The organism is Pseudomonas sp. NKUCC02_KPG (assembly GCF_019345465.1).
GTDB lineage: Bacteria > Pseudomonadota > Gammaproteobacteria > Pseudomonadales > Pseudomonadaceae > Aquipseudomonas.
This window is the reverse complement of record NZ_JAHKRC010000009.1, coordinates 73,114-98,800: the sequence shown is the minus strand read 5'-3', so window position 1 is coordinate 98,800 and position 25,687 is coordinate 73,114. Positions and strand designations below refer to the sequence as shown.

The following is a 25,687-nucleotide window of genomic DNA, read 5'->3' as shown; positions in this document are numbered from 1 at the left end:
ATCACTGCGTTTTTTTGACATGCCGTAGTGCCTGCATCGCGAGCAGGCTCGCTCCCGCGGGAGTTCAATCACAAGAGCCAAGTCATGAGCCAGCCCATGAGTCGCAAACAACAGCTCCTCAAGCGCCACCGGCGCAACAAGCGCATTAGCCTGCTGATAGGCCTGCTGGTGCTGATTGCCAGCGGTGTGCTGTTGGCCTGGTGGCTGGTCCCGGTGTTGGCGGTGCTGGGCTGGGTAGCCCACGAAGCCTGGTTTGCCGATCACTTGTTCTATTCGGCCCAGGACGATTACCGGTACAACTTTGCTGCCGACGCTGAGCAACCGGCGGTACGCCTTGAGGGCGACAAGCTGAGGGTTGATCAGCCGCTGATACTGGATGGCGATGAAACCCTGATTCTGGCGATCACGATCAAAAGTGGCTGGCTGGGGCGGTTTTTTGATCCGTATGTACAACTGTCGGGCAGCGACTCTGCGGACAGGCAAACTTTCGAGCGTGGGGTCAATGGCCTGCGCTATCTGAATATCAGCGGTTGCGGCTCGGCCCTGGTCGATGGCGCACTGCATGTGCGCGGTCGTTTTTGCCGCGTCATGGGTCAGCCGCAGCTGTGGGTTTTTCGCCAGCCCGATTACCGCGATCAGCGTGTGATGGTGATCGCTCCCCATGCCGATGACGCCGAGCTTGCGGCTTTCGGGCTATACAGTCAGGCCAGGGAAGCCTGGATTGTGACCCTGACCGCCGGTGAAATCGAAGCCGGGCATTATCAGCAGATGGGGCTGGAACGCGCCGACGCAGCCCGACTCAAAGGCCGCTTGCGCGCCTGGGACAGCATGGTCGTGCCGCGTTGGGCCGGTGTGCCTGAAGACCGTTGCGCGCAGTTGGGGTATTTTTGCCTGCAATTGCCCGCCATGCAGGCGGCCCCTGATCAACCCGTGGCTTCGCGAGAGGCTGACTTGAGCGACATTCGCGTGTTCCGCCAATTCAACCCGTTCCCGCTGCCCGGTGATCTGGACGGCGCCCCGACCTGGCATAACCTGCTGGCTGACTTGCGGGCGTTGATCCTTCGCGCTCGCCCTGAAGTGATCGTGCTGCCGCACCCGGCAATCGACCCTCATCCTGATCATATCTGTGCCCACGCTGCCGTGATTGAAGCCCTTGAGGGTCTTGAATGGCAGCCGTCCACCGTGCTCGGCTACGCCAACCACCTGCATGACAACGATCGTTGGCCGATGGGCAACAGCGGTGATGGCATTGCCTTGCCGCCGGTGTTCGATGCCTCGCTCAGCCTGCGACCGTGCAGCCTGGCGCTGACCCTTGAACAGCAGCGTGACAAGGCGATGGCGCTGGGCATGATGCATGACCTGCAACCCCGGGCCGCGCTCAAGCGCAGGGTGCGGCGGTCGATACAGCAGCTCTTGGCAGGTAGAAAGCCATCGCCTTATGGCGAAAATGAATTCTTCCGTAAAGCGGTTCGGCGTCACGAACTGTTTTGGATAGTGAAAGAACATGATGCAACCGGGTTTCATCAGGGAGACTTATGAAGCGTTCCAAGGTTTTGCAATTGCAGCCCGATTACAACGTCAAATCCCATGACTTTGCCGATCTCGCCGAGCAGATCGTGCGCGCGCTCCCCCGAGAGCGCTACGAAATCACGGCGGCCTTTTTGCGTGGGCGTCCGGGTCCGGGCGAGCCGGTGAGCAAGGCGGATCACTCGGTGTATTTCGAGTTCAGCGACAAGTCGCTCAAGGGCATGCGCCTGCGCGCCATGTGGGCGTTGTACAAGTTCTGCCGTAAAGAACAGTTTGATGTGGTGATCTGCAACCGCTTCAAGCCCGTGAACATGATGCTGCAGCTCAACCGCTGGCTGAAAATTCCGCTGTGTGTGGGCATTTCCCACGGATTTGGTGAATACGACCGCTTCTATCGTCGCAGCCAGGCCAAGCGCCTGATCGACAAGGCATGGCGTTTTGTAGGCGTGTCACCTGCGGTCAAACAGTACCTGCTCGACTGCAAGTGCGGTTTCACCGAGCAAAATACTTACGCGATTACCAATGCCATCGACATCGAGCAAGCCGAAGCCTTGCAACTGCCACGCCAGCAGGCACGTGAACAGCTCGGCCTGGATCAGGATGCACGGATGATTGGTGCTCTGGGACGTTTGGTACCGATCAAGGGCCATCGTTTCTTGCTGCAAGCCTTCGCCACGTTGAAAGACAAATACCCGACAGCGCAGCTGGCAATCATTGGCGCCGGGCGTGAAGAGTCGCGCCTGCGCGAACAGATCGAGCAGTTGGGCCTCACTGGCCGTGCGCACCTGCTGGGTTTCCAGGAGAATGCACTGCAGTACGTGCGCGCCTTCGATATCTGGACCATGCCTTCGCTGGCAGAAGGCCTGGGGTTGGCGCTGCTTGAAGGCATGAGCGGGCATTTGCCTGTGATCGCAACCAATGTGCCGGCCATGTTGCCGCTGATTGAAGGCGCTGGCGGCCTGGCCGTGAAGCCCAGTGATGTGGCGACACTCACCGCCGCGCTGGATGAGTACCTGGCCTTGTCGGATCAGGCGCTGAAGGCCAAGGGTGAACAGGCGTATCGCTACTTGCAGGAGCACCACGACATTGAAGTGTTCCGTCAGCAGTATCTGGATTTGATCGACTCTGGCTTGAGCCAGGCACGCAAGGAACACCCATGACAGATTCGCAACCCTTGGTAACGGTGATCATCGCCTCCTATAACCACGGGCCTTATATCGAGCAGAGCATTCAGAGTGTTCTGGATCAGACCTATCCCAATATTGAGTTGCTGGTGGTTGATGACGGTTCGCCCGATGACAGCGTCGAGCGCATTGAGCGCTTGCAGGCGGTGCATGGTTTCGACTTTCGGGTACAGCAGAATCAGGGCCTGACCAACACCCTGAATGGCGCGATTGCCCGTGCCAAGGGCAGCCTGATTGTGCCGTTCGGCTCCGATGACATCATGATGCCGGACCGCATTGCGGTGCAGGTCGCGTACATGGATGGCAAGCCCGAAGTGGGTATTTGCGCGGGTAATATCGAGTTGATCGATGCCGACGGCAACCTGTTCCCGGAGAAGCGCCAGCGCCGTGACGTGCCGTTCAGGCGTCTGGATTTCGATGACATGTTCCTTGAGCGCAAGCCTTATCCGCCAGCGCCAACCCTGATGATCCGCCGCGAAGCGCTGGACAAGGTGGGGGGCTTTGATCCGGCCATTCGCCTTGAAGATCTGTACATCGAGCTGAAAATTACCCACGCCGGGTACTTTATCGACGGCCTGAACGTGGTGATGGCGCGCTATCGCAAGCACGCCACCAACTCGTACAAGAACCATCGCTTCATGATCGACAGTATTTTGCGCATCTATGCGCTCTTCAGTGACCATCCGTTGTATGACGAGGTGCGTTACAAGTTTCTCAACTCCATGTTCCTGAAAACGGCCAACCGCAATCGTGCCCTGGCCCGTGAGTTGTTGGCACAGATTCCGTTCAGGCACTGGACGGGTAAAACCTGGCGTGGCTTGGGGCGGTTGTATTTTTCACCGCTGGAAAAAGACTGAGACGGGGAGTGCACCATGGGCTGGATTGAACGTTTTCGGGAGAAGCGCGCCAAGCGTGCAATCCGTAAATTACCGAAAATCGAGCGGGGCGTTGCCCGTTTCAAACAGTGCTATCCCGACTACGAAATGGGTCGTGGCAGCTATGGTCTGCCCTTGGTGCATGACTGGAAAGAAGGCGCGACCCTGCGCATCGGGGCTTTTTGCTCGATTGCCGAAGGGGTGAATATATTTTTGGGCGGGCACCATCGCGCCGACTGGGTAACAACGTATCCCTTTCCGGCGATGCTCAAGGCGGCGCAGCACATTACCGATTACAACGGCACCCGTGGCGATGTGGTGGTGGGCAGTGATGTGTGGCTGTGCTCCAACAGCACCGTGCTGTCGGGTGTCAGCATTGGCCACGGCGCCATTGTGGCGGCCGGTGCGTTGGTGACGCGTGATGTTGAACCGTATGCAGTCGTGGGTGGCAACCCGGCGAAGTTCCTGCGCTGGAGGTTCCCTGAGGAGCAGCGCCTGGCCTTGTTGCAAACTGCCTGGTGGGAATGGCCGGATGCCGATATCGAGCAAGCGGTCGGCCAGTTGTGCAGTGACAATATTGAAGGCTTCTTGACCTTGGCCCGTCAGCGTCAGGCCTGAGCACGATCAGCAGACAACGGCTGATCGTGGCCGTGGTCGGGAGCGCCCGAGGGCGCTCCGCTGATGTGTCAGGTTGCAGCGTGTGCCGTGCCCAGCTGTTTGATTTGCTGGCTCAGGCTGTTGACGGCCACCGGGTCGGCCAGGCTGGCGTAGCCGTCGAGTAGCGCCTGCAGTTGTTCTTCGAACAACCAGCGGCGATCTTCGGGGTAACGCTGCATGTGGCGCAGGTTGCGCTGGCGCAAGGCGATCCTGAGCGCTGAAGGGTAGAGGTGCATGTCGGCGATATCGATCAGGGCGAATTCGCCATCGTCCATCAGCAGCACATTGCCCAGATGTAGCGAGCGGAAGTAAATGCCCTTGTCGTGCAGTACCGCCAGGAACTTGCCGAATCGCTCCACCAGTGCCTGGCGAACCGCGGGCGACCCCATCGATTGCATGACCTGACGCAGGGTTTGGCCCGGCAGCGGCTGATACAGCACAGCCGTACTGCCATCCTTCAGTTGATACAGGTCCAGGATTTTCGGTGCGGCAATCCCCATGCCCTGCAAGCGCTCGCTGTTGACGGCAAAACGTTCGGAGTACGGGTTGAAACTGCCGGATGTATAGCAGCGACGCCCGCGGAACAGCTTGAGGAAGTTGCCGTTTTCCAGGCGCAGGACTTTGGGGCCCAGACCATCTTCTTCAATCACCTGCGCATGGGTCTGAAGGGTGTCGAACGCCGCCTGGGAAAGGTTGCGCACAGGTCGGTCGCGCAAAGTCTTGAGGCGCTGGTTGATGCTCAGAGCAGCAATCAGGGCCAGGGGAATCCACAGCAGGTACCAGTGTTCTTTCGGCCTTGGCAGTATGCCGCCGCCTTCGGTCAGGCCGGCACCAATGCCGTACACCAGCCAGGCAGACGCCAGGATGAACAGCGGTTGCACGCGATGGCGCCAGCTGCTGTAAAGCCCCCAGACCTGCATGAACAGCCAGGGCGTGAAGCCCAGAATACCGGTGTAATACAGCACGCCGAGGGCGAAGTTGTGTGGTTCGCTCAGCAAGAAGCCCGCACCCGGGTCCAGGCTCAGGGTCGACTCGTAGCCATGCCCGATCCATGGCATCAGCTTGATTTGCTCCAGTACCAGTTGCCACAGCTCAAAACGGAATGAGCTGCCGCGGCTCATGATCATTTCGGAGAACAGCGCCATCACCACGATACCGCCCACAACCAGCATGCTCATCAGCGCCAGTGAGCGACGGTTCCAGCAGATAAAGCTCAGCCACACCATGGCCATTACGACTGCCACCAGAGGGGTTCTGGAGCCGGTGGCCAGCAGTGCTGCGAACATGATGGTAAAGGCTGGGATCGCGATAAACAGGATCTGCGGCCGTTTGCAGGTCATGCCCAGGGTGAGCCAGTAAATGCAAAAGAAGCCGAACGCGTGAGAGCTCAGCAGCGGGTTGTCGAAGGCGCCCGCACCGATCATCCGGTATTCCGGGACGACAAGGCTGATGGGAATGAACATGTACAGGTTATAGACAGTCGCGACCAAGGCAATCACAGCAGCGGCGAAGAACACCGGTTGCAGGCTTTCACTGCGGTATCGGGTCAGCAGCGCGCAGCCCCAGAACAGCATCAGCAGGTGCAAGGCCGGCTTGAGCGAACCCACGAAGTCTTCTTCGCCGTTGGTCCACATCAGGCTGGCCATCGCCCAGGCGGCAAACAACATGAAGCCGAGGACTATCGGGTCACGCAGAATCTCTTTCAGCTCTTTGGGCCGCAAGATGATCGCGATAAGGGTCGGAATACTGAACAGGCCGTAATACAACTTGTGATGAAGACTGCGTCCTGGCAGAAAATAAAGGTCGGATAGAAGCAATAAAAGACCGGCAGGTAGTAGCCACAGGCAGATGAAATCAAACACCCGCTGCTTTGAATAATTTAAGTAACTGAATTGCATGCTGAAAGGTTCATTCCAGGTTTTGGACGGCCATACTAGCGTACTGGCCCTGAAGTGTCGTTTTTACTGCCCTGGGAGGCTGGGGTTCAAGCGGCAGTCAGTACACCAGAGAAGCTGTGATAAAGTCAGCATCCTTTTTGACTAACCGCCGCGTGATATGACCGAATCCAGCCCCAGCACAAGCGAATCGAGCTTGAAGATATATCTGCGCCTGCTCAGCTATGTCCGGCCTTATGTCGGCCTTTTCCTGCTGAGTATCCTCGGGTTTCTTATTTTCGCTTCGACCCAGCCAATGCTTGGTTACATCCTCAAGTATTTCGTCGATGGCCTGTCCAATCCGGATGCAGTGCTGTTCCCCACTGTTCCCTATTTGCGTGATCTGCGCCTGTTGCAGGTCGTGCCGATACTGATCGTATTGATCGCCGCCTGGCAGGGCCTGGGTTCCTTCCTGGGTAACTACTTCCTGGCCAAGGTGTCTCTGGGCCTGGTGCATGACTTGCGGGTTCAGCTGTTCAATAACCTGCTGGTACTGCCCAATCGCTACTTTGACAAGCACAACTCGGGCCACCTGATCTCCCGTATCACCTTCAACGTGACCATGGTCACCGGCGCTGCCACCGATGCGATCAAGGTCGTCATCCGTGAAGGCATGACCGTTGTGTTCCTGTTTGGCTCGTTGCTGTGGATGAACTGGCGCCTGACGCTGGTGATGGTTGCGATCCTGCCGCTGATTGCCGTCATGGTGAGCACGGCCAGCAAAAAATTCCGCAAGCAAAGCAAGAAGATCCAGGTAGCGATGGGTGACGTGACGCACGTCGCCTCGGAAACTATTCAGGGTTATCGCGTTGTACGCAGTTTTGGCGGTGAAGCCTACGAGCAGAAGCGCTTTCTGGAAGCCAGTCAGAGCAACACTGACAAGCAACTGCGCATGACCCGTACCGGGGCGATTTACACCCCGATGCTGCAACTGGTCATCTACGTGGCCATGGGCGTCCTGATGTTCCTGGTGCTTTACCTGCGCGGCGACTCTTCGGCGGGCGACATGATTGCCTACATCACCCTGGCCGGTTTGTTGCCCAAGCCGATTCGCCAGCTGTCTGAAGTCAGCTCGACGATCCAGAAGGGTGTGGCCGGTGCTGAAAGTATCTTTGAGCAACTGGACGAGCAGCCTGAAGTCGACACCGGCACTGTTGAGCGCGACCACGTCAGCGGTCGCCTTGAAGTGCGTAACCTGAACTTCACCTACCCGGACACCGATCGTCAGGTGCTCAAGGACGTGACCTTCACGGCCGAACCAGGGCAGATGGTGGCGCTTGTGGGGCGTTCCGGTAGCGGCAAGTCGACACTGGCGAACCTGATTCCGCGTTTCTATCACCACACGTCGGGCGAAATTCTGCTCGATGGTGTTGATATCGAGGACTACCGCCTGCTTAACCTGCGCCGTCACATTGCCCAGGTGACTCAGCATGTGACCCTGTTCAGCGACACCGTGGCCAACAACATTGCCTATGGCGATTTGGCGGGTGCACCCCGTGCCGATATCGAAAAAGCGGCGCGTGATGCCTACGCGATGGACTTTATCGAGCAATTGCCACAAGGCCTGGACACTCAGGTCGGCGAGAACGGCGTGCTGCTTTCCGGCGGTCAGCGCCAGCGTCTGGCCATTGCCCGGGCGTTGCTCAAGAATGCGCCATTGTTGATTCTGGATGAAGCCACCTCGGCGCTGGATACCGAGTCTGAGCGCCATATCCAGGCAGCACTCGACCACGTGATGAAAGGTCGTACCACGCTGGTGATCGCTCACCGCCTGACGACCATCGAGAAAGCCGATCTGATCCTGGTCATGGATCAGGGTCAAATTGTCGAGCGCGGCACCCATGCCGAGCTGATGGCGCAAAACGGCTACTACGCGCGCCTTCACTCGATGGGCCTTGATGCGCCTCAAACCTCGGGCGATATCGCCTAGCAGGGTGTCGCCGCTGCCGGAGCCTTCGGTAGCGGCGACACAACGCGTTCGCTATGCCTGATTCTCATTCGCTGCGATTAATACCGTGAACGGACCTGCGTTCACCCTGTGTTAATATCGCGCCCCTGTTCATTTTGTATGTGGGATCTCCATGAAGTTGTCCATGCCGCGATTCGATCAAGCCCCTGTCTTGGTGGTAGGCGATGTCATGCTCGACCGTTATTGGCATGGCGGGACCTCACGGATTTCGCCTGAGGCGCCGGTGCCGGTGGTCAAGGTCGAGCAAATCGAAGACCGCCCGGGCGGCGCTGCCAACGTTGCGCTCAACATTGCCGCACTGGGTGCGCCTGCCTCATTGGTCGGTGTGACCGGCGACGATGAAGCCGCCGACAGCCTGGCCAATCGGCTTGAAGGCGCCGGTGTTCGCGCATTGTTCCAGCGAATCGCGCACCAGCCGACCATCGTCAAGCTACGGGTCATGAGCCGTCACCAGCAACTGCTGCGTATCGACTTCGAAGAACCGTTCGCCACTGACGCCCTGGCGTTGGGCGCCGAAGTTGAAAACCTGCTTGAAGGCATCAAGGTGCTGGTGCTGTCCGACTACGGCAAAGGCGCCCTGAAAAACCATCAGGTGCTGATCCAGGCTGCGCGGGCCAAAGGTATTCCGGTTCTGGCTGACCCCAAGGGCAAGGACTTCTCTATCTACCGTGGTGCAAGCCTGATCACGCCCAATCTCAGCGAGTTCGAAGCCATCGTCGGTGGCTGCACCGATGAGGCTGACCTGGTGGCCAAAGGCGCCAGGCTGATGGCTGATCTGGACCTGGGGGCCTTGCTGGTGACCCGTGGCGAGCATGGCATGACCTTGTTGCGTCCGGGCTTTGCAGCCATGCACTTGCCCGCTCGGGCACGTGAAGTGTTTGACGTTACAGGTGCTGGCGATACCGTTATTTCGACCCTGGCCGCCGCCATTGCTGCCGGTGAAGAACTGCCCCACGCCGTGGCGCTGGCCAATCTGGCGGCCGGTATTGTTGTCGGCAAGCTGGGTACGGCAGCCATCAGTGCGCCGGAACTGCGCCGGGCGATTCAGCGCTCCGAAGGTTCTGAACGTGGTGTTCTGAGCCTCGATCAGCTGTTACAGGCCATCGAAGATGCACGGGCACATAACGAGAAAATCGTCTTCACCAATGGTTGCTTCGACATCCTCCATGCCGGTCATGTGACCTACCTGGAGCAAGCGCGGGCCCAGGGCGATCGCCTGATCGTTGCGGTCAACGATGACGCTTCAGTGAGTCGCCTCAAAGGCCCTGGTCGCCCGATCAACAGCGTTGACCGGCGTATGGCCGTATTGGCGGGTTTGGGCGCGGTGGACTGGGTGATCAGCTTCCCTGAAGCGACTCCAGAGAACCTGCTGGCCCAGGTCAAGCCGGATGTACTGGTCAAGGGCGGTGATTACGGGATCGATCAAGTGGTCGGTGCCGATATCGTGGCGGCTTATGGCGGTACGGTCAAAGTGCTGGGGCTGGTTGAAAACAGCTCGACCACGGCGATTGTCGAGAAGATTCGCGGTCAGTAACGATCAAGCGAATGCAATGTGGGAGCGGGCTTGCTCGCGATAAGATCGCCCCGGTTTTTCTGAAGACCGCGTCGACTGTATCGCGAGCAAGGCCGCTCCCACACGTGCATTGCTCCGGGTTTAAACCTTCTTCACGACCTTTCTGAATATCTGCCGCGCCCTGCCGGTCAGGCGCTTGAGCCTGGACTCCGGTGTCGGCGGGCTCAAGCCTTGCTGCTTGACCCAATCCTTCCAGTGAATCCGCTCGTCGTGTACCACCCAACCGTCCTGAGGCGCAAAGCTCTCGGCCAGGCGCACGCCCCGGGTACTGGCAGGGTGCAATTGGTCTTTGGTGAGGGTGTACAGCTCAGCGCAGGGCTGGCCATCGGTCAGCGGGATCAAGTACAGGTCCGGGTGCTTGCGGTCCAGGCGCGCGACCAGTTGATCGCCTTCCAGTCGTTCGTCGACATGAAACAGGCTCAGGGACTTGGCTTCCTTGGGGACCTCCAGGCGCAGGTCGTAAATCAGTTGCAGTGACGCCGTCGGTAAATGCACGTAGGCCCGTGGTCGTTCCAGCAGGGGCTGGCTGCCACAGCGCACGGGCCGCGCAGCTCCAGACAGTGGCGTCAGGCGAAAGGGCAGGGCTTCACGGTAATGCAGGGCGGCTGCATAAGGGGCCGGTAGCCACGTTTCGTTGAAGCGCCCGCTGAGCCAGCCTTCGGGGGTTTCCAGCAAGCACTCTTCGGCAATTTCCTGGATCGCCGTATGCAGGGGCAGGTTGACCTCATGGGCTGGCACATAGCCTGAAATCAGCTTGAGCACCACATCGCCCCGATCCTGCCTGCGCTGGCGCACCAACACCCAGTAGTCGCGGCCTTGCCAATGCAAGGTCAAGCGCACCGATACCCCAAGGTTTGCCAGTTCCAGGGAAAAGCGCTCGCTGTTGGCCACTTTCACCGGTCGGCGTTTTTGCAGGGTTTGCGTGAAGTTCAGCGGCATGCCGACGCTTTGATAGCTCAGCCCCTCAGGTGTGGCTTCGACATACAACGGCAGGGTTTTGAAGTCGCTGGGGTTCTTGCGGATCAGCATGCGCGGCATCTTGGCTCCTTCTTGCGTCGGGGTCGGCCACATCGCCAGCTTCAGGTTTTACGCAGTACCTGCGCAACCGTCGCCACGTTATGGGCCAGGTGCAGCGGATTGATGGTGCCGACAATAGCACTGGCAACTCCGTGATGGCCAAATACCAGTTCGAAGCTGGCGCGTACCGGATCAACCCCCGGGCTCAAACAAACATGCCCGCTGGCCAATGCTTTTTTAACCAGAATGGCTTTGCCGTGGGCCGCGGCGAATTCGATAACAGGCAGCTCGGCCTGCTCATTGAGGTTATAGGTGACCATCGCGCAATCGCCTGTTTCCAGGGCCTTGAGCCCGCCTTCAACGGTTTTGCCCGACAGGCCGAAGCCGCGAATCTTGCCTTCGCGTTTCAGTTCGGCAAGGGTCTCGTAGACCTCGCACTCATTGAGAATCGCAAGGTCATTGCCGTCAGAGTGCACCAGGACCAGATCGATGAAATCCGTTTCCAAACGTTGCAGGCTGCGCTCCACCGAGCGCCGAGTATGAGCTGCACTGAAATCATGGCTCGACTGGCCGTTGACGAACTCTTCGCCCACTTTGCTGACAATCACCCAGTCCTGGCGCTGGCCGCGCAAAAGCGGGCCCAGGCGTTCTTCACTGCGGCCGTAGGCGGGCGCGGTGTCGATCAGGTTGATGCCCAGGTCACGGCTGAGCTTGAGCAGCATTCGCGCTTCGTCATCCCCCGGTATCTGAAAACCGCTGGGGTACTTGACCCCCTGGTCGCGGCCCAGCTTCACGGTGCCAAGGCCCAGTGGCGAGACCAGCAGGCCGGTACGGCCCAGCGGTCGATGAAGTTCGTGCAGGGTTGGCTGGCTCATGGCAACAGTTGCTCCCAGGCGGTCTTGCCCAGAGGCGGGCGCGGTAGCGCAGGCAGGGCCGGGGCATTGCCCGGCTTGATACCGTCGTTTTCCAGTGCCTGGATCACGCGATCCGAGAAGTCAGGTGCCAGTGCCAGCTTGGTAGGCCAACCCACCAGCAGGCGGCCTTGATCCGCCAGGTAGGCGTTGTCCGGGCGCACCAGGCCCGACTGCGCAGGCTCGGCGCGGTTGACCCGCAACGTGGCCCATTGCGCCTGGCTCAGATCGACCCACGGCAGCAAATTGCCCAGCTCTTTTTTGGCAACGGCGATTTGCTCGGCAGGTTCGCGGGCAACACCATCGGCTTCGGCGATGTCTCCGCCCAGGTACCATACCCATTCACCATCAGCGGCCGGGTGGGTGGTGACGGTAATGCGCGGCTTGGGGCCGCCGCCCAGGCAATGGGCGTAGAGCGGTTTGAGGCTAGGACCCTTGACCAGCACCATGTGCAACGGACGCAGTTGCTGGGCTGGAACACTGATACCGGCACTGGCCAGTAGCTCGGCATTGCCTGCACCTGCGCTCAATACAATGCGCTGGGCATGAATGTCGCGTCCGTCGACCCGCAGGCCGATCAGCTCGTTGTTTTCAAACAGGGGTTCAATGGTCTGGCCGGCCAGCAGGCCGTCGCCCGCCAACTCGGCCAGACGCTCAATCAGGCTGGGAACATCGACCACCAGCTCCGCCAGACGATAGACCTTGCCCTTGAAGCGCGGGTCTTGCAGGGCGGGGGGCAATTGGTCGCCTTTGACTTGATCGACCCGGCCCCGTACGGCCTTGCTGGCAAAGAAGCTGGTGAGGTTGCCCGCCAGCGTGCCGGGTGACCACAGGTAATGGGCTTCGGAGAGCAGGCGCACGCCGCTCAGATCCAGTTCGCCATCACCGGCCAGGGCTTCACGCCAGCGCCGGGGCATATCGGCGATGGCTTCAGAGGCGCCGGTCAGGGCGCCGTGCAGCGCGTACTTGGCGCCGCCATGAATGATGCCCTGAGATTTCACGCTCTGACCGCCGCCCAGGCTTTCACGTTCGACCACAATCGTGGAAAACCCCTGACGTCGCAGGCGGGCATTGAGCCAGAGGCCGGCAACACCAGCGCCGACAATCAGCACGTCGGTGGAAATAACAGATGGCATGAGCGACCTCAGCGTTTAAAGACAAAGACCGCAAGTATACAGTCTGATCTTCAACCTGCCTTGACCTGTAAATACTCTATGGCAGACGCAACTTGCCTGGGTAGTCGCTGACGAGGAACGAAGGCTGCGAGCTCTTGATCTGGAAGAGCTCGCAGCCTTCGTTCCTCGTCAGCGACTACAGGGTGGGCTGTTTCAGTGCCCCGCAGTTTTCGAGAACAACTGGATCACCACCACCCCCAACACAATCAGGCCCATGCCGAGCATGGCAGGCACATCGAGCTTTTGACCGTAGATAAACAGTGCCGCGATGCTCACCATCACGATGCCCATGCCTGCCCACACGGCGTAAGCCACGCCTACCGGGATGGTGCGAACCACCAGAGTCAACATCCAGAACGCAGTGGCGTAGCCGGCAATCACCAGAACCAGAGGCAATGGCGTGCTGAAGCCCTTGATCGCTTTCATGGAGACGGTTGCAATCACTTCGGCGCAAATGGCGATGGCCAGATAGTAGTAGGCGTTCATGGTGGAGTCCTGAGTGTGGTGCGGGGCAATTTAACAGCTAGCCATTCTAGTAGTTGTGAAAGTGTGTAGTGCGTTCTGGTTGCGACAGGGCAGGGGCTATTCGGTGCCATCATCGTGATTACTTTTTCAAGTAAACTCCGTGCCCATGAATAGAACTCTCTACACCTTGCTGTTTCATCTGGGGCTGCCGCTGGTGGCGATTCGTTTGTGGCTGCGGGCGCGCAAGGCGCCAGCCTATGCCCGGCGCATTGGCGAACGTTTTGCCTTGAACCTGCCGGTCATGCAGCCGGGCGGGATATGGGTACATGCGGTGTCTGTAGGCGAGAGCATTGCCGCTGCGCCCATGATTCGCGAGCTGCTCAAGCGTTATCCACAGTTGCCGATCACCGTGACCTGCATGACGCCGACCGGGTCCGAGCGGATCCAGGCGCTGTTCGCAAACGAGCCGCGTATTCAGCATTGCTACCTGCCCTACGATTTGCCGTGGGCGGCAGCGCGCTTTCTGGATCGGGTCAAGCCCAGGCTTGGCGTGATCATGGAAACCGAGTTGTGGCCCAACCATATCCACCAGTGCGCCAAGCGCGGAATCCCGGTGGCGCTGGCCAATGCCCGGTTGTCTGCGCGTTCGGCCAAAGGCTATGCGCGGTTTGCGGGCCTGACCCGGCCCATGCTCGAAGAAATGAGCCTGATCGCCGTGCAGACCGAGGCGGAGGCTGAGCGTTTTCGGCTCCTGGGCGCGCGCCCTGAATGCGTTGAGGTCACCGGCTCGATCAAATTCGACCTGAGTATTGATCCTCAACTACTGGTCAAAGCCCGAGCGTTGCGTGAGCAATGGCAGGCGCAAGAGCGTCCGGTGTGGATTGCTGCCAGCACCCACGAGGGCGAAGACGAGATCGTGTTGTCGGCCCATCGTCAATTGCTCGCCAGTTACCCCAATGGGCTGCTGATATTGGTGCCGCGTCATCCTGAACGTTTCAATTCGGTATTCCAATTGTGCCAGCGCGAAGGGTTTGCCACCGTGCGCCGCTCAAGCGGTGAGCCGGTTGCGGCTCAAACCCAGGTGCTGCTGGGCGACACCATGGGTGAATTGCTGTTTTTGTATGCCCTGGCAGACAGCGCCTTTGTCGGTGGCAGCCTGGTGCCCAACGGCGGGCATAACCTGCTGGAACCGGCGGCGCTGGCCAAGCCCGTGCTGAGCGGGCTGCACCTGTTCAACTTCCTCGAAATTGCCGCCAAGCTGCGCGAAGCCGCAGCCCTGGAAGAGGTCGAGGATGCACAAGGTCTGGCCCTCGCCGTGCAGCGCCTGTTTGAGTTGCCGCAAGACGCACAGCGCATGGCTGAGGCAGGCCTCAAAGTCATGCAGCTCAATCAGGGCGCCTTGCAGCGATTGCTCGACGGCCTGGCGCGCTTGATGGCGCGCTAAGCCTATTGGCCCACTGGCAGAAACCAGCGTTCTGCCAGTGCCCGGCCGATCTGGCCACGGTGGACGTTGACAATGGCTTGTCCGCTTTTTGCATTGGCCAGCTGCGACCAATAGCTGAGCGTGCGTTGTGCCTTGGTCTTCAAATGAGCCACGGTGTAGTCCTGCTTCGGGGTGTCGGCCTCGGCATAGTGAAAGTGGGCATACCACAGCGCCTCACCCTTACGGTCGTTGATGGCATATTCCTGGATAAAGTCCCGGCGCTCGCCCGTTAACTGGATGCGCCTGCCAAGACCGGCAATCTGGACCAGCTCCTGATCAATCAGGTACTGCAGGTTGCCGTGGGTCGGTGGCAGTTCCAGGCTCAACTGAATGCGCATGGCCTTGCCTTCACTCACCATCTGCTGCGCCGCATTGCGCATCCTGTTGACCAGGGTTTGATCGTCCTGCAGGCGAGCGTCGTCAGGCTGAGCTTGCAAGGCGACGTGCATTTCGGTGGCCAGTTTGTCGAGTTTTTGGGCCTCGTAGGTCAGCAGTTCTTCGACCTCCTGCGGGTGGCGGGACAGGGCCTTGTAGTGCCCGGCCTTGCGCAGATGACCTTCGAACTGGCTGAACAGCTTGCGCGCATCGCCCTTGATGACGTTGAGAGGCCGGGTGTGCGGTGCTGGTGCGGGGTGATCGGCCTTGATCTCGACCCATTCGTCGCCATGCTGCAAGTAGGTCGAGAGCAGGTGTTTGTCGTAGTCGGAACGGACTTCAATGACCTCCTTGTGCCATTCGCTGTCGGCGGGTCTTAGCTCGCCAATCAACTTGCCTTTGCCTCGCACACTGATCATTTTTCTGGGTCGCACGCCCGCAGTCGAAGGTGTGCGTTTGCGTGGCTTCTTGGCTGGCGGTTGCGCCGGCGGCCTGATTTCGGCCGCCAGTTGGCGGGTGGCGTCCTGGTAAAGATCGGTGACCAGGGCAGATAGCTGGTTGAAGTATTCGAGGTTTAGTTCATCGCTGTAAACGATGCCAATTCCTTGCAAGGCATCCAGCGCCTGCCCGTAGCACTCCACCAGACTGCCCAGAATTTCGAGGCGCTTGCTGGTGTCGAACTCCAGGAGGTTGAGCTGGTTATGGGTGTTTACATGCTCTTTAAGCGGATCAATCGTGATGTCCAGAGTGCCCTCTACCATGCTGCCTGCCAAGGGCATGGAACTGGACAGTTTCAGGCAGTCCAGCTGAAAGCTTTTGAGACTCAGACTGGTGTGCGCGTCGGCGGGAATCTCCAGGGCCAGATTGCCGGCAACGGTGGCCCCGGCTTCGCTGAGGTTGAACAATTCTTCCAGGTAGTGGTTTCTTTGCTCGATGCGTTCGATGGTGGCCTGGTTGAGTGCCACCTGCTCATGCATGAACTGGGCGAAGCCTGCCCTATCGGTTTCTGCCGCCGCTTCTTGGCCGGGCCCCGGGGTGGTGAACTGCGCCCACTTTTGCATCAGTGCGCTCTGCTCGCCTGCCGAAATGGCCATGGAAAAACTGCGGTTGTCGAAGGACTTTTCGAGCAAGGACACCACGATGCTTTCGTGAAAGGGGATCTTGAGCTCAATGCGTTCCTGATTGCTGGCCAGCAATGCCTGGTAAGCGCTCAATTCGGCGTGCAGGGCTGTACTCAGTTTGTCACGCAGGCCGGCCAGTTGTTGCTCGGTGAAACGGGGGTCGGCGTTAGCGTTTTTCAGGGCCTTGTGAGTGATTTCAACGGCTCTTTGCAGAGGTATTTCCCGTGGGAAAAAATCTTTCAGATCATTGCCCAGCTGGGTTATCCGCAGCGCCCTGTGTTGTTGAAAGGCGGCGATGCGCTTGGGCGGCATACCGCCCTGCAAGCGTAATCGCAGATCAAGCGACCAGTTGCCATGACTGTCTGATTGCAGGCTGGGGCCCGGGTGGCGGGGATCGGTGATGGACACGATGACCGCCGTGCCTTCGGGGTCGATATCGACGGCGTACAGGTTCTGGTCGATCAAGGCATGCCAGGTCCGGTCGATGTAATACAGTCCCTTGCGGGGGCCGTCGGGTTGTGCGGTCGGCAGCGCAGCGGGACGCGTCACCTTGAAGCTGGCCAGTCGTTCGCGCTGGCTGGGTGTCAGCTGATTGCGAGCATTGGCGAAGCTTAAATCCAGCACGGTGCTTTCTGCGTTGGGCAATTGGCCGGGCAGCGCCACGCTGCCGGAGATAACGCGAGGCGGCGCTGGCTCGGGCCAGACCTGCGGCACGCGCAGGGTTGTAAACGGGCGCATGGCTTGCGTCCGCAGCCCGGTGGGCAGTGCCGTGAGTACGCTGCGGGAACCGGGAGCCTCGTGAAGCAGCAACAGCCCGACGTTGAGCAGTATGTCGGCGGCGGCCTGCTCCCGGACGGTCGGGTCATTACTTGCGAGTGCAGGGATAGTCTGGCTGGCCAGGCCCATCAGGCCCAGCAACCCGCCCGTCACCATCAGGGGCGCCGGCACCGCCGGCAGCATCAGCAGGCTGTTGAAAATCAGACCGCCACCCTCCAGCAGCACGGCCCAGCGGCTTTCACTGTTGGTCACCGATTCTGCGTTGGCCTGTTCCACCAGAGCTCTGGCATTGCAGCCGTACAGGAACTGCATCAATTGGCCGTTGTGCAGGTATTGCAGCAACTCGTTGCTGATGCCGTCAACGGCGAGCAGCGCGGGCTTGGGCACTTCAATGGGGTCGTATTCGCTACCCAGGCCAAAACGTACAAAGTGGGGTTCCTTGAAACCTCCGTGGTCGTAGATCGGGCGGGCCCTGTCACTTAACCAGGTGATGACGCTGTTTTGCAGTTCCCCGGACTCGGCGATAGCGTCCAGCAAGGCGTCACGGGTGCTGAATTCCAGCAAGGAAGGGGCGTAGAGCGGGCGATACAGCACATGCGGGCCATGTTCAACGTTGGCGGGTTCAATGATGAACATGTTGTTGACGATGTCCGGCACCGCTTCGGGCTGTCGCACCAGCGCCAGGTGACGGATCACCACTGGCACGCCCTCGACCACGCGATCGGCGGCGCGGTTTTGCACCACCGCCGCGACATAACTGGCGCCCAGGGTGGTCATGGAGCCTTCTTGCTTGAGGCACAGTTCCAGGGCTTGGAGTGGCAGTTGCGCGCGCAGGTGCTCGGCGAACAGTTTTTCGCGCGCCTGGGCGTCGGGTGTGTTGCTCAGCAGCAAGCTTTCAAGGCGCTCGGGGTAGGCTTTGCCGATGTTGACCTGTTCAATCAGGCCGCCGCGTCGTGTGATGTAATCGGGCGTCAGCCACTGGGGAAGGTCCAGACCCAGATGGTGACGCACGCTCAGCGTGCCTTTGGGACGACCGATCAGGTTTTTCAGGGCCAGGTCGGTCAGGCTCATGGTCACGGGCTCCACGACACCCAAGGTGCCATAAGCCCCGGCGACTGTCAGAAAGGTCAGCTCGATTTCGTCGGGGTTCAACAGCTCGCTGATCGCGTGTACGGGCGTGTCCAGCTCAAATTGCAGTTGATCGGTCCGCATTTGTTGATGCAGCACATCGGCGGCGTACGCACGCAGCGTACTGATGTCGGACAGGTAGGTCCGGCCCTGGCTGGTTTTTTTCGCCGCGGCCAAGGCCAGGCTGTACTGGCGCAAGCGTGCCTGATCGGCAGCACTCGCGTTTTTCAGCCAGTCGGGCAAGTGTTGCTTGAGGGTTTCAAGGGTGTGCAGATTGGCTTGAGGGGCGGCGACAAAATAGCGGGAGGGCTCGGTGATATGCCTGTATACCGTGTCCAGCGCCTGCCAACCGACGCTGGAAGGCAGTTCAAGCAAGCCAATACTCTCCAGCTGCCGGTTAAGGAGGGCAGCGCTGGCGGCGTCGAATACATTGCCGTCGAGTTCATATTGTTCAAGACGGATTTCGTCAACGCTGAAGGACCGGCTGATCTTTCGGGCCCAGCCCCGGCCCAATGAATCCTGATTTCGATAGGTCAGGGTCTTGCCGTTGGCATTGCACACGAGTATGTGCTCCGGAGTCACCAGGACGATTCGTGAACTCATCCCGGAGCGGGTCACGCCTGCATTTACGAGCGTGGCTTTGAGCCAGTAAGCGTGAACAGCGTTTTGTGCGTGTTGACGGACACGCTCTTCAAGTTCGGGGGCGTTGATCACTTGGTTGATGGCCTCACGGGCTGTCTGAGGCAGGTCGGATTGCTGGAGGGCGCCGATGCGCAGGGTGTCTTTCAGCACATCGCTGAGCCATTGCCAACGGCTGACGCCGGTATCCGCCGGCTCTGACCAAAAGTTGCTCAAAGCATTTTGCAGGCCAATGGGCAGGCGCCAGGTCAGCTCTTTGACCAGGCGCTCGATGACGCGCATATCCAGCTCGCCCTCTTCGGGCTTGAGCCAGTCGGGAGCGTCATCGGTCAGGTAGTAGGGTTGCGTGTTGATCGGGCTTAGATCCAGTTCGGCGCCTGTGCCCAGGTAATCCAGCACCTTGGGCATGAATGGCTGCAAGTCCCAGCCCCCTTGAGGCCGGGGGACGGCCAGACGGGTGCGGGCCAGATCAATTTTGAGGGTGGGGTACTCTTGGGCAATGGCCGCCGCGAGCATTTGCCGGGTGACAGATTCAAGTGAGGGCGGGTTGGCGAATTGTTCCCGAACGGCGTTTTGTGCAGGGGCGAGGTGGGGCGTTGTCATAAGGGGGTTCCTTGAGAGTGCCAGAAGGTCACACGACCGGTGCCGTATTAACTTCTGGTGCTCACAAGGAGGGGTGGTAGCTGGATAGTTCTGTGAATCCCCCCCCTGCGGGAGGGGCTGGCTCAATTGCCCGGTGAGCGCAAGTTGGCTTCGGCTGCTTTGGCCAGGTCGGGCGGCAGGAAGTCCTTGTCCGGGTTGTAGTCGGCCTTGAGGTAGCGCGACAGTGCGTCCAGGTCGCCAGGGTTCAAGGTTCCCGCTGCCTGCTTGAGGCGCAGGTTGTCGAGGATGTAGTCATAACGGCTGTTGTTGTAGTCACGCACCGAGTTGTAGAGCTGGCGCTGGGCGTCAAGCACGTCGACGATGTTGCGCGTGCCCACCTGGTAGCCGATTTCCGTGGCTTCCAGTGCACTCTGGTTGGAGATGATCGACTGTTTGCGCGCCTGTACCTGCTCAACGTCGGTGTTCACCGCCCGGTGCAGGTTGCGGGTATTTTCTACCACCTGACGACGCAAGGCTTCGCGCTGCTGTTCGGTCTGGTCCAGGCGCGAGTACGACTCACGCACTTGCGAGCTGGTCAGGCCGCCGCTGTAGATGGGGATGTTCAACTGCACGCCAATGCTGCGTTGCGACACGTCGCCGCCATAACGCTGGTTAAGGGCATTGGGGTTGCTTAAGCCAAAGGCGTCGTTGTCCCCGGTCTTGTACTGCGCGACGGCATCGAGGGTTGGCGCGTGGCCAGCCTTGCGCTGCTTGAGGGTTTCTTCGGCGGCATCGACCGCGTAATTGCTGGCCAGCAGGTTGAGGTTCTGCTGTGCGGCCGTGTCGACCCAGGACTTGGCGTCATTGGGCATCGGCGGCAGGATCGGCAAGGTGTGGCGCATGCCTTCAATCGCGTTGTACTGGCGGTTGGTCAGGGTGACCAGGGATTCAAAGGCGTCTTCTACCTGACGCTGAGCCAGCATCCGGTTGGCCCGTGCCGTGTCGTAACTGGCCTGGGATTGCAGCACGTCGGTCTTGTCCGACAGGCCCACGTCAAAGCGCTCCCGGGACTGGTCCAGTTGGCGCTTGAAGGCGGCTTCTTCGGCCTTGGTCGCGGCCAGCGTGTCCTGGGCGCGTAGCACCGAGAAATAGGCGTTGGCGCTCTGCAGGATCAAATTCTGCTCGGTGGCCGAGAGTTGCAGCGCGGCCTGCTCGTTGATCGATTCGGCGGCTTTCAACTGGAACCAGCGATCAATCCGGAAAATCGGTTGTGCCAGCGTGGCCTGGTACACCACGGCGCTGCGGGTGGTCGTCAGCGAAGGCTGGTCGATGGCGGTGCGCACATTACTCGACTCGGCGCCGCCGGACAGGTTGGGCAGCAAACCGGCGCGGGCCTGGGGCACCACTTCCTTTTGAGCCGCGTAATTGGCGCGGGCTGCAGCCAGGTCCGCGTTGTTGTCTACCGCTTCGTGGTAAACGCTGACCAACCCGTTTTGACTGGACAATGGGGCGGTTGTATCCAGAGCCATTGCGCTGGTCGCCCAAGACACGGCTATAGCCAGTGATAGTTTGCGCAGCATGAGCGATCCCTAGTTCAAGGTTGCGAAAAATAAGTGCCCGAGCCCGATTCGCGGTTTCAAGCCGTAGCGAGTGTAGTAGTGGTGGCACCTTGCAACAATGCCATTGTTACGCCTTTCATCACTGCATTAATTGTGGGATTGGCGTTCTGCCTCACTCTTGTCTAGACTGGCCGGGTTCTTGTCGGGGTGCCTTGCTATGAGGCTGAGATCGAATAATTTCGGATCCCGTTGAACCTGATCAGGTTAACGCCTGCGTAGGGAACAAGATTTCTCGTCTCCCGGCGAGTCCTCTTGAGTGCTGTCCGGGATCAATTGGTCAAAAAATGATCAGTTGTTCGAGGCCGCCACTCAGCACCCAGTCCTTGGGTGCATCCGTACATTTTTCAGGTTCTCCCTCCGACAATCCGCCTGGATGCAGTCTGGAGAGCCGTGATGAGTACAAAACCAAAAAACGCGATCAACCTCAGTGATTCGGCCAAGGTCGATGAGCAGTCGGTCAAGCCGTTTACCCGCTCGCAAAAAGTCTACGTACAGGGTTCGCGCCCGGACATTCTGGTGCCGATGCGTGAAGTCAGCCTGGATATCACCCCCACCGATTTTGGCGGCGAAGTGAACGCCCCGGTATTGATCTACGACACCTCGGGTCCGTATACCGACCCGTCTGTGCAAATTGACGTGCGCAAAGGCCTGGGCGATGTGCGTTCGGCCTGGATCGATGACCGTGACGATACCGAGCGCCTGCCGGGCTTGAGTTCGAACTTCGGGCAAATGCGCCTGGAGGATGCAGAGCTGACCAAACTGCGGTTTGCCCACGTCAAAAACCCGCGTCGGGCCAAGGCCGGTGTCAACGTTACCCAGATGCACTATGCGCGTCAGGGCATCATCACCGCCGAGATGGAATACGTCGCCATCCGCGAAAACATGAAGCTGCAGGAAGCCCGGGCGGCAGGTCTGCTGGATCAGCAGCACCCTGGCCACAGCTTCGGCGCCAGCATCCCGAAAGAAATCACCGCTGAATTCGTGCGCGAAGAAATCGCCCGCGGTCGCGCCATCATCCCGGCCAACATCAACCACGTTGAGTTGGAGCCGATGATCATTGGCCGCAACTTCCTGGTGAAGATCAACGGCAACATCGGCAACAGTGCACTGGGCTCTTCGATTGAAGAAGAAGTGGCCAAACTGACCTGGGGCATTCGCTGGGGTTCGGACACGGTCATGGACCTGTCCACCGGCAAGCACATCCATGAAACCCGCGAGTGGATCATCCGCAACTCGCCGGTTCCGATCGGCACCGTGCCTATTTATCAGGCATTGGAGAAGGTCAACGGCGTGGCCGAGGACCTGACCTGGGAGCTGTTTCGCGACACCCTGATCGAACAGGCCGAGCAAGGCGTCGACTACTTCACCATCCACGCCGGCGTGCTGCTGCGCTACGTGCCGCTGACCGCCAAGCGTGTGACGGGCATTGTGTCCCGTGGCGGATCGATCATGGCCAAGTGGTGCCTGGCGCACCACCAAGAGAACTTCCTCTACACCCATTTCGACGAAATCTGCGAAATCATGAAGGCCTACGACGTCAGCTTCTCGCTGGGCGACGGCCTGCGTCCGGGCTCGATTGCCGACGCCAACGACGCGGCCCAGTTCGGCGAGCTGGAAACCCTGGGCGAGCTGACCAAGATTGCCTGGAAGCACGACGTGCAATGCATGATCGAAGGCCCCGGTCACGTGCCGATGCAGTTGATCAAGGAGAACATGGACAAGCAGCTGGAGTGCTGCGACGAAGCGCCGTTCTACACCCTCGGCCCGCTGACCACCGACATTGCACCGGGTTACGACCACATCACTTCGGGCATCGGTGCGGCCATGATCGGCTGGTTCGGTTGCGCCATGCTGTGCTACGTCACCCCCAAGGAACACTTGGGGTTGCCGAACAAGGATGACGTGAAGACCGGGATTATCACCTACAAGATTGCGGCCCACGCTGCCGACTTGGCCAAGGGCCATCCGGGTGCGCAGATCCGTGACAACGCCTTGAGCAAGGCACGCTTCGAGTTCCGTTGGGAAGACCAGTTCAACCTTGGCCTGGACCCGGACACCGCCCGCTCGTACCACGATGAAACCTTGCCCAAGGATTCGGCCAAGGTCGCGCATTTCTGCTCCATGTGCGGGCCGAAATTCTGCTCGATGAAAATCACCCAGGAAGTCCGTATCTACGCCGCCAACCAGCGCATCGATGCCATCGATGTGGATGTTGCGAAGGGCCTTGCCGAACAGGCCGAGCGCTTCAAGCAGGAAGGCAGCCAGCTGTACAAAAAAGTGTGATGTGAGCAGTTCCCTTGTGGGAGCGGGCTTGCTCGCGATGCAGACGTCACGGTCTTTGAGTGTAACCGTGTCGACTCTATCGCGATCAAGCCCGCTCCCACAGGACTTTCAGGCAACTCTCTATTTGTGAGATTCAACCCATTGAACACACCCAGTACCTACTCTCCCGACCTTGCTGTCCCTCAGGACCGGCGCGTATTCGGCGGTCGAGATCTGTTTTCCCTGTGGTTCTCCCTCGGCATAGGCCTGATGGTGTTGCAGACCGGCGCGTTGCTTGCGCCGGGACTGGGCCTTTCGGGTTCATTGCTGGCGATTTTTCTCGGCACGCTGGTCGGCGTGTCGTTGTTGGCCTCGGTCGGTGTGATCGGCAGCGACACCGGGCTGTCGTCCATGGCCGCGCTGAAACTCAGCCTCGGCAGCCGCGGCGCCATGCTCCCGGCCGTGCTCAACGTGTTGCAACTGATCGGCTGGGGCTCGTTCGAAATCATTGTGATGCGCGATGCGGCCAGCCTGCTGGGTGCACGGGCCTTCAATGAAGGTAGCTGGTTGAGCAACCCCTTGATGTGGACGCTGTTTTTCGGCGCCCTGGCCACGCTGCTTGCGGTCAGCGGGCCTTTGACCTTTGTGCGCAAGGTCTTGCGCAAATGGGGCATCTGGTTGCTGCTGGCGGCTTGCATCTGGTTGACCTGGAATTTGTTCGCCAAGGCCGACCTGCCCGCATTGTGGGCACAAAAGGGCGATGGCTCACTGCCGTTTGCCGTGGGTTTTGACATTGCCATCGCCATGCCGCTATCGTGGTTGCCGTTGATTGCGGATTATTCGCGCTTCGGCAAGCGCGCCAACAGTGTGTTTGGCGGTACGGCACTGGGCTTCTTTATTGGCAACTTCTGGCTGATGAGCCTGGGCGTGGCCTACACCCTGGCCTTTGCGCCGAGCGGTGAAGTCAATGCGCTGCTGTTGGCGCTGGCGGGGGCAGGCCTGGGAATTCCACTGCTGCTGATCTTGCTCGACGAGTCCGAAAACGCATTTGCCGATATTCACTCGGCGGCGGTGTCCGGCGGGATGTTGCTGCGTTTGAAAGTCGAGCATCTGGCCTTGGCTATCGGTGTGGTATGCACCTTGATCGCCTGCTTTTCGCCGCTGGCGCAGTACCAGAACTTCCTGCTGCTGATTGGCTCGGTGTTCGCGCCATTGTTCGGGGTGGTCCTGGTGGATCACTTTATCCTGCGCAAGCGCAGTGCCCGGGTCGCCCCGACCCTGATGCGCTGGACGACCTTGCTGGCATGGCTGGGCGGGGTGGTGACTTATCACCTGCTGGCGAACTTTATGCCTGATGTGGGCGCGACGTTGCCGGCGTTGCTGCTGGCGGGGTTGTTGCAGTGGGTGGCAGGGCGCTCAAAAGCGGTTGCATGATCTTGTGGGAGCGGGCTAGCCCGCTCCCACGGGAGATGGGGTGATTACCCGCGGCCCGGGAACCACTCGGGTTTCAGAATCCCGTTCAGGCGCGAGTACGGGATCTTCAGTTCAATATGACCTTCAGAGTACGGCGCAATGCTGTACACGTCGTATTTGAGGACCACGTTGTCCTTGAGTAATGCCACGTGCGGGGTTTTCTGGAACGGCCAGTTTTTGACGTATTCCGGGTCGCTGCTGTAATGGCTGTTGATCAACCAGTTGTTGTGGGCCACTTTTGCGGCCCCCCAAAAGGCTTGCTCCTGGCCCGGCAAGAGCATGTCCTGCAAGGTCACTTCTTTCTGCTCTTTGCGCGAGTAGTTGATAAAGCCGCGCCCCGGCATGCCATGAGCGCCGCCGGTGTCCAGGTAGCTGGACAACTCGACAATCACCAGACCGTCATGCTCCTCGCGTACCTTGGCTTGCAAGTAGGTGCTGTTGCGGCTGTCGGCTGTGCGCAGGAAATGCTCGCGGTACGCGTTGAGCGATGGCGCCAGTTTGTCGTCGGGCGAGTTTACGGTCATCTTCAACAGGCGGTTTTCGATCAGCGCGTCGAGGTTGGGAGCATCGGCAAAGTGCAGGGTGTCGATATTCACCAGCGGGCAGTCCGGGCCAGTGCAGCCGGATTTGACCTGCTCCGAGGCGTCATTGGTAAACGCCAGCGGCTTTTGTGCCGAAGGTTGAAACACGCTTTGGCAAGCACCCAGGGTCAGGGCGATGCAAGTCATGGAGGCAAACTTTAAAAGCGACATGGTCGTCCTTCATCGTCGAAAGAAAGAGAAAATTATGGTGGTTCGACTGCCAGCATGGGCATCGGTTCGCCACTAAGCTTGATAGAGTCAATTAGAGTTGTTTTGCAGGCGATCCGTCTATCCCCGCGTCATAAAAGAGGCTGCATCCGCAGGTGCAGGCGCGTTAGGATGCGCGATGCCGAGGGCCAC

Annotated in this window: 17 protein-coding genes and 1 riboswitch; of the genes, 9 read left to right on the top strand and 8 right to left on the bottom strand. The window is 59.6% G+C overall.

Going from position 1 to position 25,687, the window contains the following annotated elements:
* The first annotated feature begins 96 nt into the window (after positions 1-96).
* The 4 genes from KO536_RS14030 to KO536_RS14015 are packed head-to-tail and all read left to right on the top strand — an operon-like array spanning position 97 to position 4,204.
* Positions 97-1,539, top strand: coding sequence for a PIG-L deacetylase family protein (locus tag KO536_RS14030; protein WP_133076680.1), 1,443 nt, complete (start codon positions 97-99; stop codon positions 1,537-1,539).
* Positions 1,536-2,687 (top strand): glycosyltransferase, encoded by a 1,152-nt coding sequence (locus KO536_RS14025; protein ID WP_219262151.1) that lies wholly within the window; start codon positions 1,536-1,538, stop codon positions 2,685-2,687. Before KO536_RS14030 ends, KO536_RS14025 begins: the two co-directional genes overlap by 4 nt.
* Entirely contained in the window at positions 2,684-3,568 is an 885-nt protein-coding gene (locus KO536_RS14020; protein ID WP_219262150.1) for a glycosyltransferase, read from the top strand. The genes KO536_RS14025 and KO536_RS14020 overlap by 4 nt, the downstream gene beginning before the upstream one ends.
* A gap of 15 nt (positions 3,569-3,583) precedes the next feature.
* Positions 3,584-4,204, top strand: coding sequence for a CatB-related O-acetyltransferase (locus KO536_RS14015; RefSeq protein ID WP_219262149.1), 621 nt, complete (start codon positions 3,584-3,586; stop codon positions 4,202-4,204).
* A gap of 68 nt (positions 4,205-4,272) precedes the next feature.
* Here the strand turns inward: KO536_RS14015 and KO536_RS14010 are convergent, their stop codons facing one another.
* Positions 4,273-6,141 carry a bifunctional O-antigen ligase/aminoglycoside phosphotransferase family protein gene (locus tag KO536_RS14010; protein WP_219262148.1) on the bottom strand — a complete coding sequence of 623 codons (1,869 nt, stop codon included), beginning with the start codon at positions 6,139-6,141 and terminating at the stop codon, positions 4,273-4,275.
* 157 nt (positions 6,142-6,298) lie between these two features.
* Here KO536_RS14010 and msbA point away from each other — a divergent pair, with 157 nt between their 5' ends.
* Positions 6,299-8,107: a lipid A export permease/ATP-binding protein MsbA gene (gene msbA, locus KO536_RS14005; RefSeq protein WP_133076675.1), complete on the top strand. Its 1,809-nt coding sequence runs from the start codon at positions 6,299-6,301 to the stop codon at positions 8,105-8,107.
* A 151-nt stretch (positions 8,108-8,258) separates the two neighbouring features.
* Entirely contained in the window at positions 8,259-9,680 is a 1,422-nt protein-coding gene (gene hldE, locus KO536_RS14000) for a bifunctional D-glycero-beta-D-manno-heptose-7-phosphate kinase/D-glycero-beta-D-manno-heptose 1-phosphate adenylyltransferase HldE (RefSeq protein ID WP_133076674.1), read from the top strand.
* 120 nt (positions 9,681-9,800) lie between these two features.
* Here hldE and KO536_RS13995 read toward each other — a convergent pair whose 3' ends face one another.
* The 4 genes from KO536_RS13995 to KO536_RS13980 form a co-directional block, all read right to left on the bottom strand.
* Entirely contained in the window at positions 9,801-10,757 is a 957-nt protein-coding gene (locus KO536_RS13995; protein WP_219262147.1) for a metal ABC transporter ATPase, read from the bottom strand.
* Between the two features lie 41 nt (positions 10,758-10,798).
* A complete protein-coding gene (locus tag KO536_RS13990; protein ID WP_219262146.1) occupies positions 10,799-11,611 on the bottom strand; it encodes an aldo/keto reductase in 813 nt (270 codons plus the stop codon).
* Positions 11,608-12,783 (bottom strand): FAD-binding oxidoreductase, encoded by a 1,176-nt coding sequence (locus KO536_RS13985; RefSeq protein WP_133076671.1) that lies wholly within the window; start codon positions 12,781-12,783, stop codon positions 11,608-11,610. Before KO536_RS13985 ends, KO536_RS13990 begins: the two co-directional genes overlap by 4 nt.
* 192 nt (positions 12,784-12,975) lie before the next feature.
* A complete protein-coding gene (locus KO536_RS13980; RefSeq protein WP_016783272.1) occupies positions 12,976-13,308 on the bottom strand; it encodes a multidrug efflux SMR transporter in 333 nt (110 codons plus the stop codon).
* A 145-nt stretch (positions 13,309-13,453) separates the two neighbouring features.
* Between KO536_RS13980 and waaA the strand changes: the two genes are divergently transcribed.
* Complete coding sequence (waaA, locus tag KO536_RS13975) at positions 13,454-14,731, top strand: lipid IV(A) 3-deoxy-D-manno-octulosonic acid transferase (protein ID WP_219262145.1); 1,278 nt, start codon at positions 13,454-13,456, stop codon at positions 14,729-14,731.
* Between the two features lie 2 nt (positions 14,732-14,733).
* Here waaA and KO536_RS13970 read toward each other — a convergent pair whose 3' ends face one another.
* Together KO536_RS13970 and KO536_RS13965 are read right to left on the bottom strand one after the other, a co-directional pair.
* Entirely contained in the window at positions 14,734-19,413 is a 4,680-nt protein-coding gene (locus KO536_RS13970) for a dermonecrotic toxin domain-containing protein (protein WP_219262144.1), read from the bottom strand.
* Between the two features lie 122 nt (positions 19,414-19,535).
* Complete coding sequence (locus KO536_RS13965; RefSeq protein WP_133076668.1) at positions 19,536-20,972, bottom strand: TolC family outer membrane protein; 1,437 nt, start codon at positions 20,970-20,972, stop codon at positions 19,536-19,538.
* A 172-nt stretch (positions 20,973-21,144) separates the two neighbouring features.
* A riboswitch (TPP riboswitch) is annotated at positions 21,145-21,250 on the top strand.
* 154 nt (positions 21,251-21,404) lie between these two features.
* Here KO536_RS13965 and thiC point away from each other — a divergent pair.
* On the top strand, positions 21,405-23,294 hold the full coding sequence (gene thiC, locus KO536_RS13960) for a phosphomethylpyrimidine synthase ThiC (protein ID WP_219262143.1): 1,890 nt from the start codon (positions 21,405-21,407) through the stop codon (positions 23,292-23,294).
* A gap of 141 nt (positions 23,295-23,435) precedes the next feature.
* Positions 23,436-24,707 (top strand): putative hydroxymethylpyrimidine transporter CytX, encoded by a 1,272-nt coding sequence (gene cytX, locus KO536_RS13955; RefSeq protein ID WP_133076666.1) that lies wholly within the window; start codon positions 23,436-23,438, stop codon positions 24,705-24,707.
* A gap of 44 nt (positions 24,708-24,751) precedes the next feature.
* Here the strand turns inward: cytX and KO536_RS13950 are convergent, their stop codons facing one another.
* A complete protein-coding gene (locus KO536_RS13950; RefSeq protein WP_219262142.1) occupies positions 24,752-25,498 on the bottom strand; it encodes an RsiV family protein in 747 nt (248 codons plus the stop codon).
* Positions 25,499-25,687: the final 189 nt, after the last annotated feature.

What these genes read in the sequence shown, in the direction of transcription:
- KO536_RS14030 (WP_133076680.1), top strand. Translation starts at nt 97, where the DNA reads ATGAGTCGCAAACAACAGCTCCTCAAGCGCCACCGGCGCAACAAGCGC.
- KO536_RS14025 (WP_219262151.1), top strand. Translation starts at nt 1,536, where the DNA reads ATGAAGCGTTCCAAGGTTTTGCAATTGCAGCCCGATTACAACGTCAAA.
- KO536_RS14020 (WP_219262150.1), top strand. Translation starts at nt 2,684, where the DNA reads ATGACAGATTCGCAACCCTTGGTAACGGTGATCATCGCCTCCTATAAC.
- KO536_RS14015 (WP_219262149.1), top strand. Translation starts at nt 3,584, where the DNA reads ATGGGCTGGATTGAACGTTTTCGGGAGAAGCGCGCCAAGCGTGCAATC.
- KO536_RS14010 (WP_219262148.1), bottom strand. Translation starts at nt 6,141, where the DNA reads ATGCAATTCAGTTACTTAAATTATTCAAAGCAGCGGGTGTTTGATTTC.
- msbA (WP_133076675.1), top strand. Translation starts at nt 6,299, where the DNA reads ATGACCGAATCCAGCCCCAGCACAAGCGAATCGAGCTTGAAGATATAT.
- hldE (WP_133076674.1), top strand. Translation starts at nt 8,259, where the DNA reads ATGAAGTTGTCCATGCCGCGATTCGATCAAGCCCCTGTCTTGGTGGTA.
- KO536_RS13995 (WP_219262147.1), bottom strand. Translation starts at nt 10,757, where the DNA reads ATGCCGCGCATGCTGATCCGCAAGAACCCCAGCGACTTCAAAACCCTG.
- KO536_RS13990 (WP_219262146.1), bottom strand. Translation starts at nt 11,611, where the DNA reads ATGAGCCAGCCAACCCTGCACGAACTTCATCGACCGCTGGGCCGTACC.
- KO536_RS13985 (WP_133076671.1), bottom strand. Translation starts at nt 12,783, where the DNA reads ATGCCATCTGTTATTTCCACCGACGTGCTGATTGTCGGCGCTGGTGTT.
- KO536_RS13980 (WP_016783272.1), bottom strand. Translation starts at nt 13,308, where the DNA reads ATGAACGCCTACTACTATCTGGCCATCGCCATTTGCGCCGAAGTGATT.
- waaA (WP_219262145.1), top strand. Translation starts at nt 13,454, where the DNA reads ATGAATAGAACTCTCTACACCTTGCTGTTTCATCTGGGGCTGCCGCTG.
- KO536_RS13970 (WP_219262144.1), bottom strand. Translation starts at nt 19,413, where the DNA reads ATGACAACGCCCCACCTCGCCCCTGCACAAAACGCCGTTCGGGAACAA.
- KO536_RS13965 (WP_133076668.1), bottom strand. Translation starts at nt 20,972, where the DNA reads ATGCTGCGCAAACTATCACTGGCTATAGCCGTGTCTTGGGCGACCAGC.
- thiC (WP_219262143.1), top strand. Translation starts at nt 21,405, where the DNA reads ATGAGTACAAAACCAAAAAACGCGATCAACCTCAGTGATTCGGCCAAG.
- KO536_RS13950 (WP_219262142.1), bottom strand. Translation starts at nt 25,498, where the DNA reads ATGTCGCTTTTAAAGTTTGCCTCCATGACTTGCATCGCCCTGACCCTG.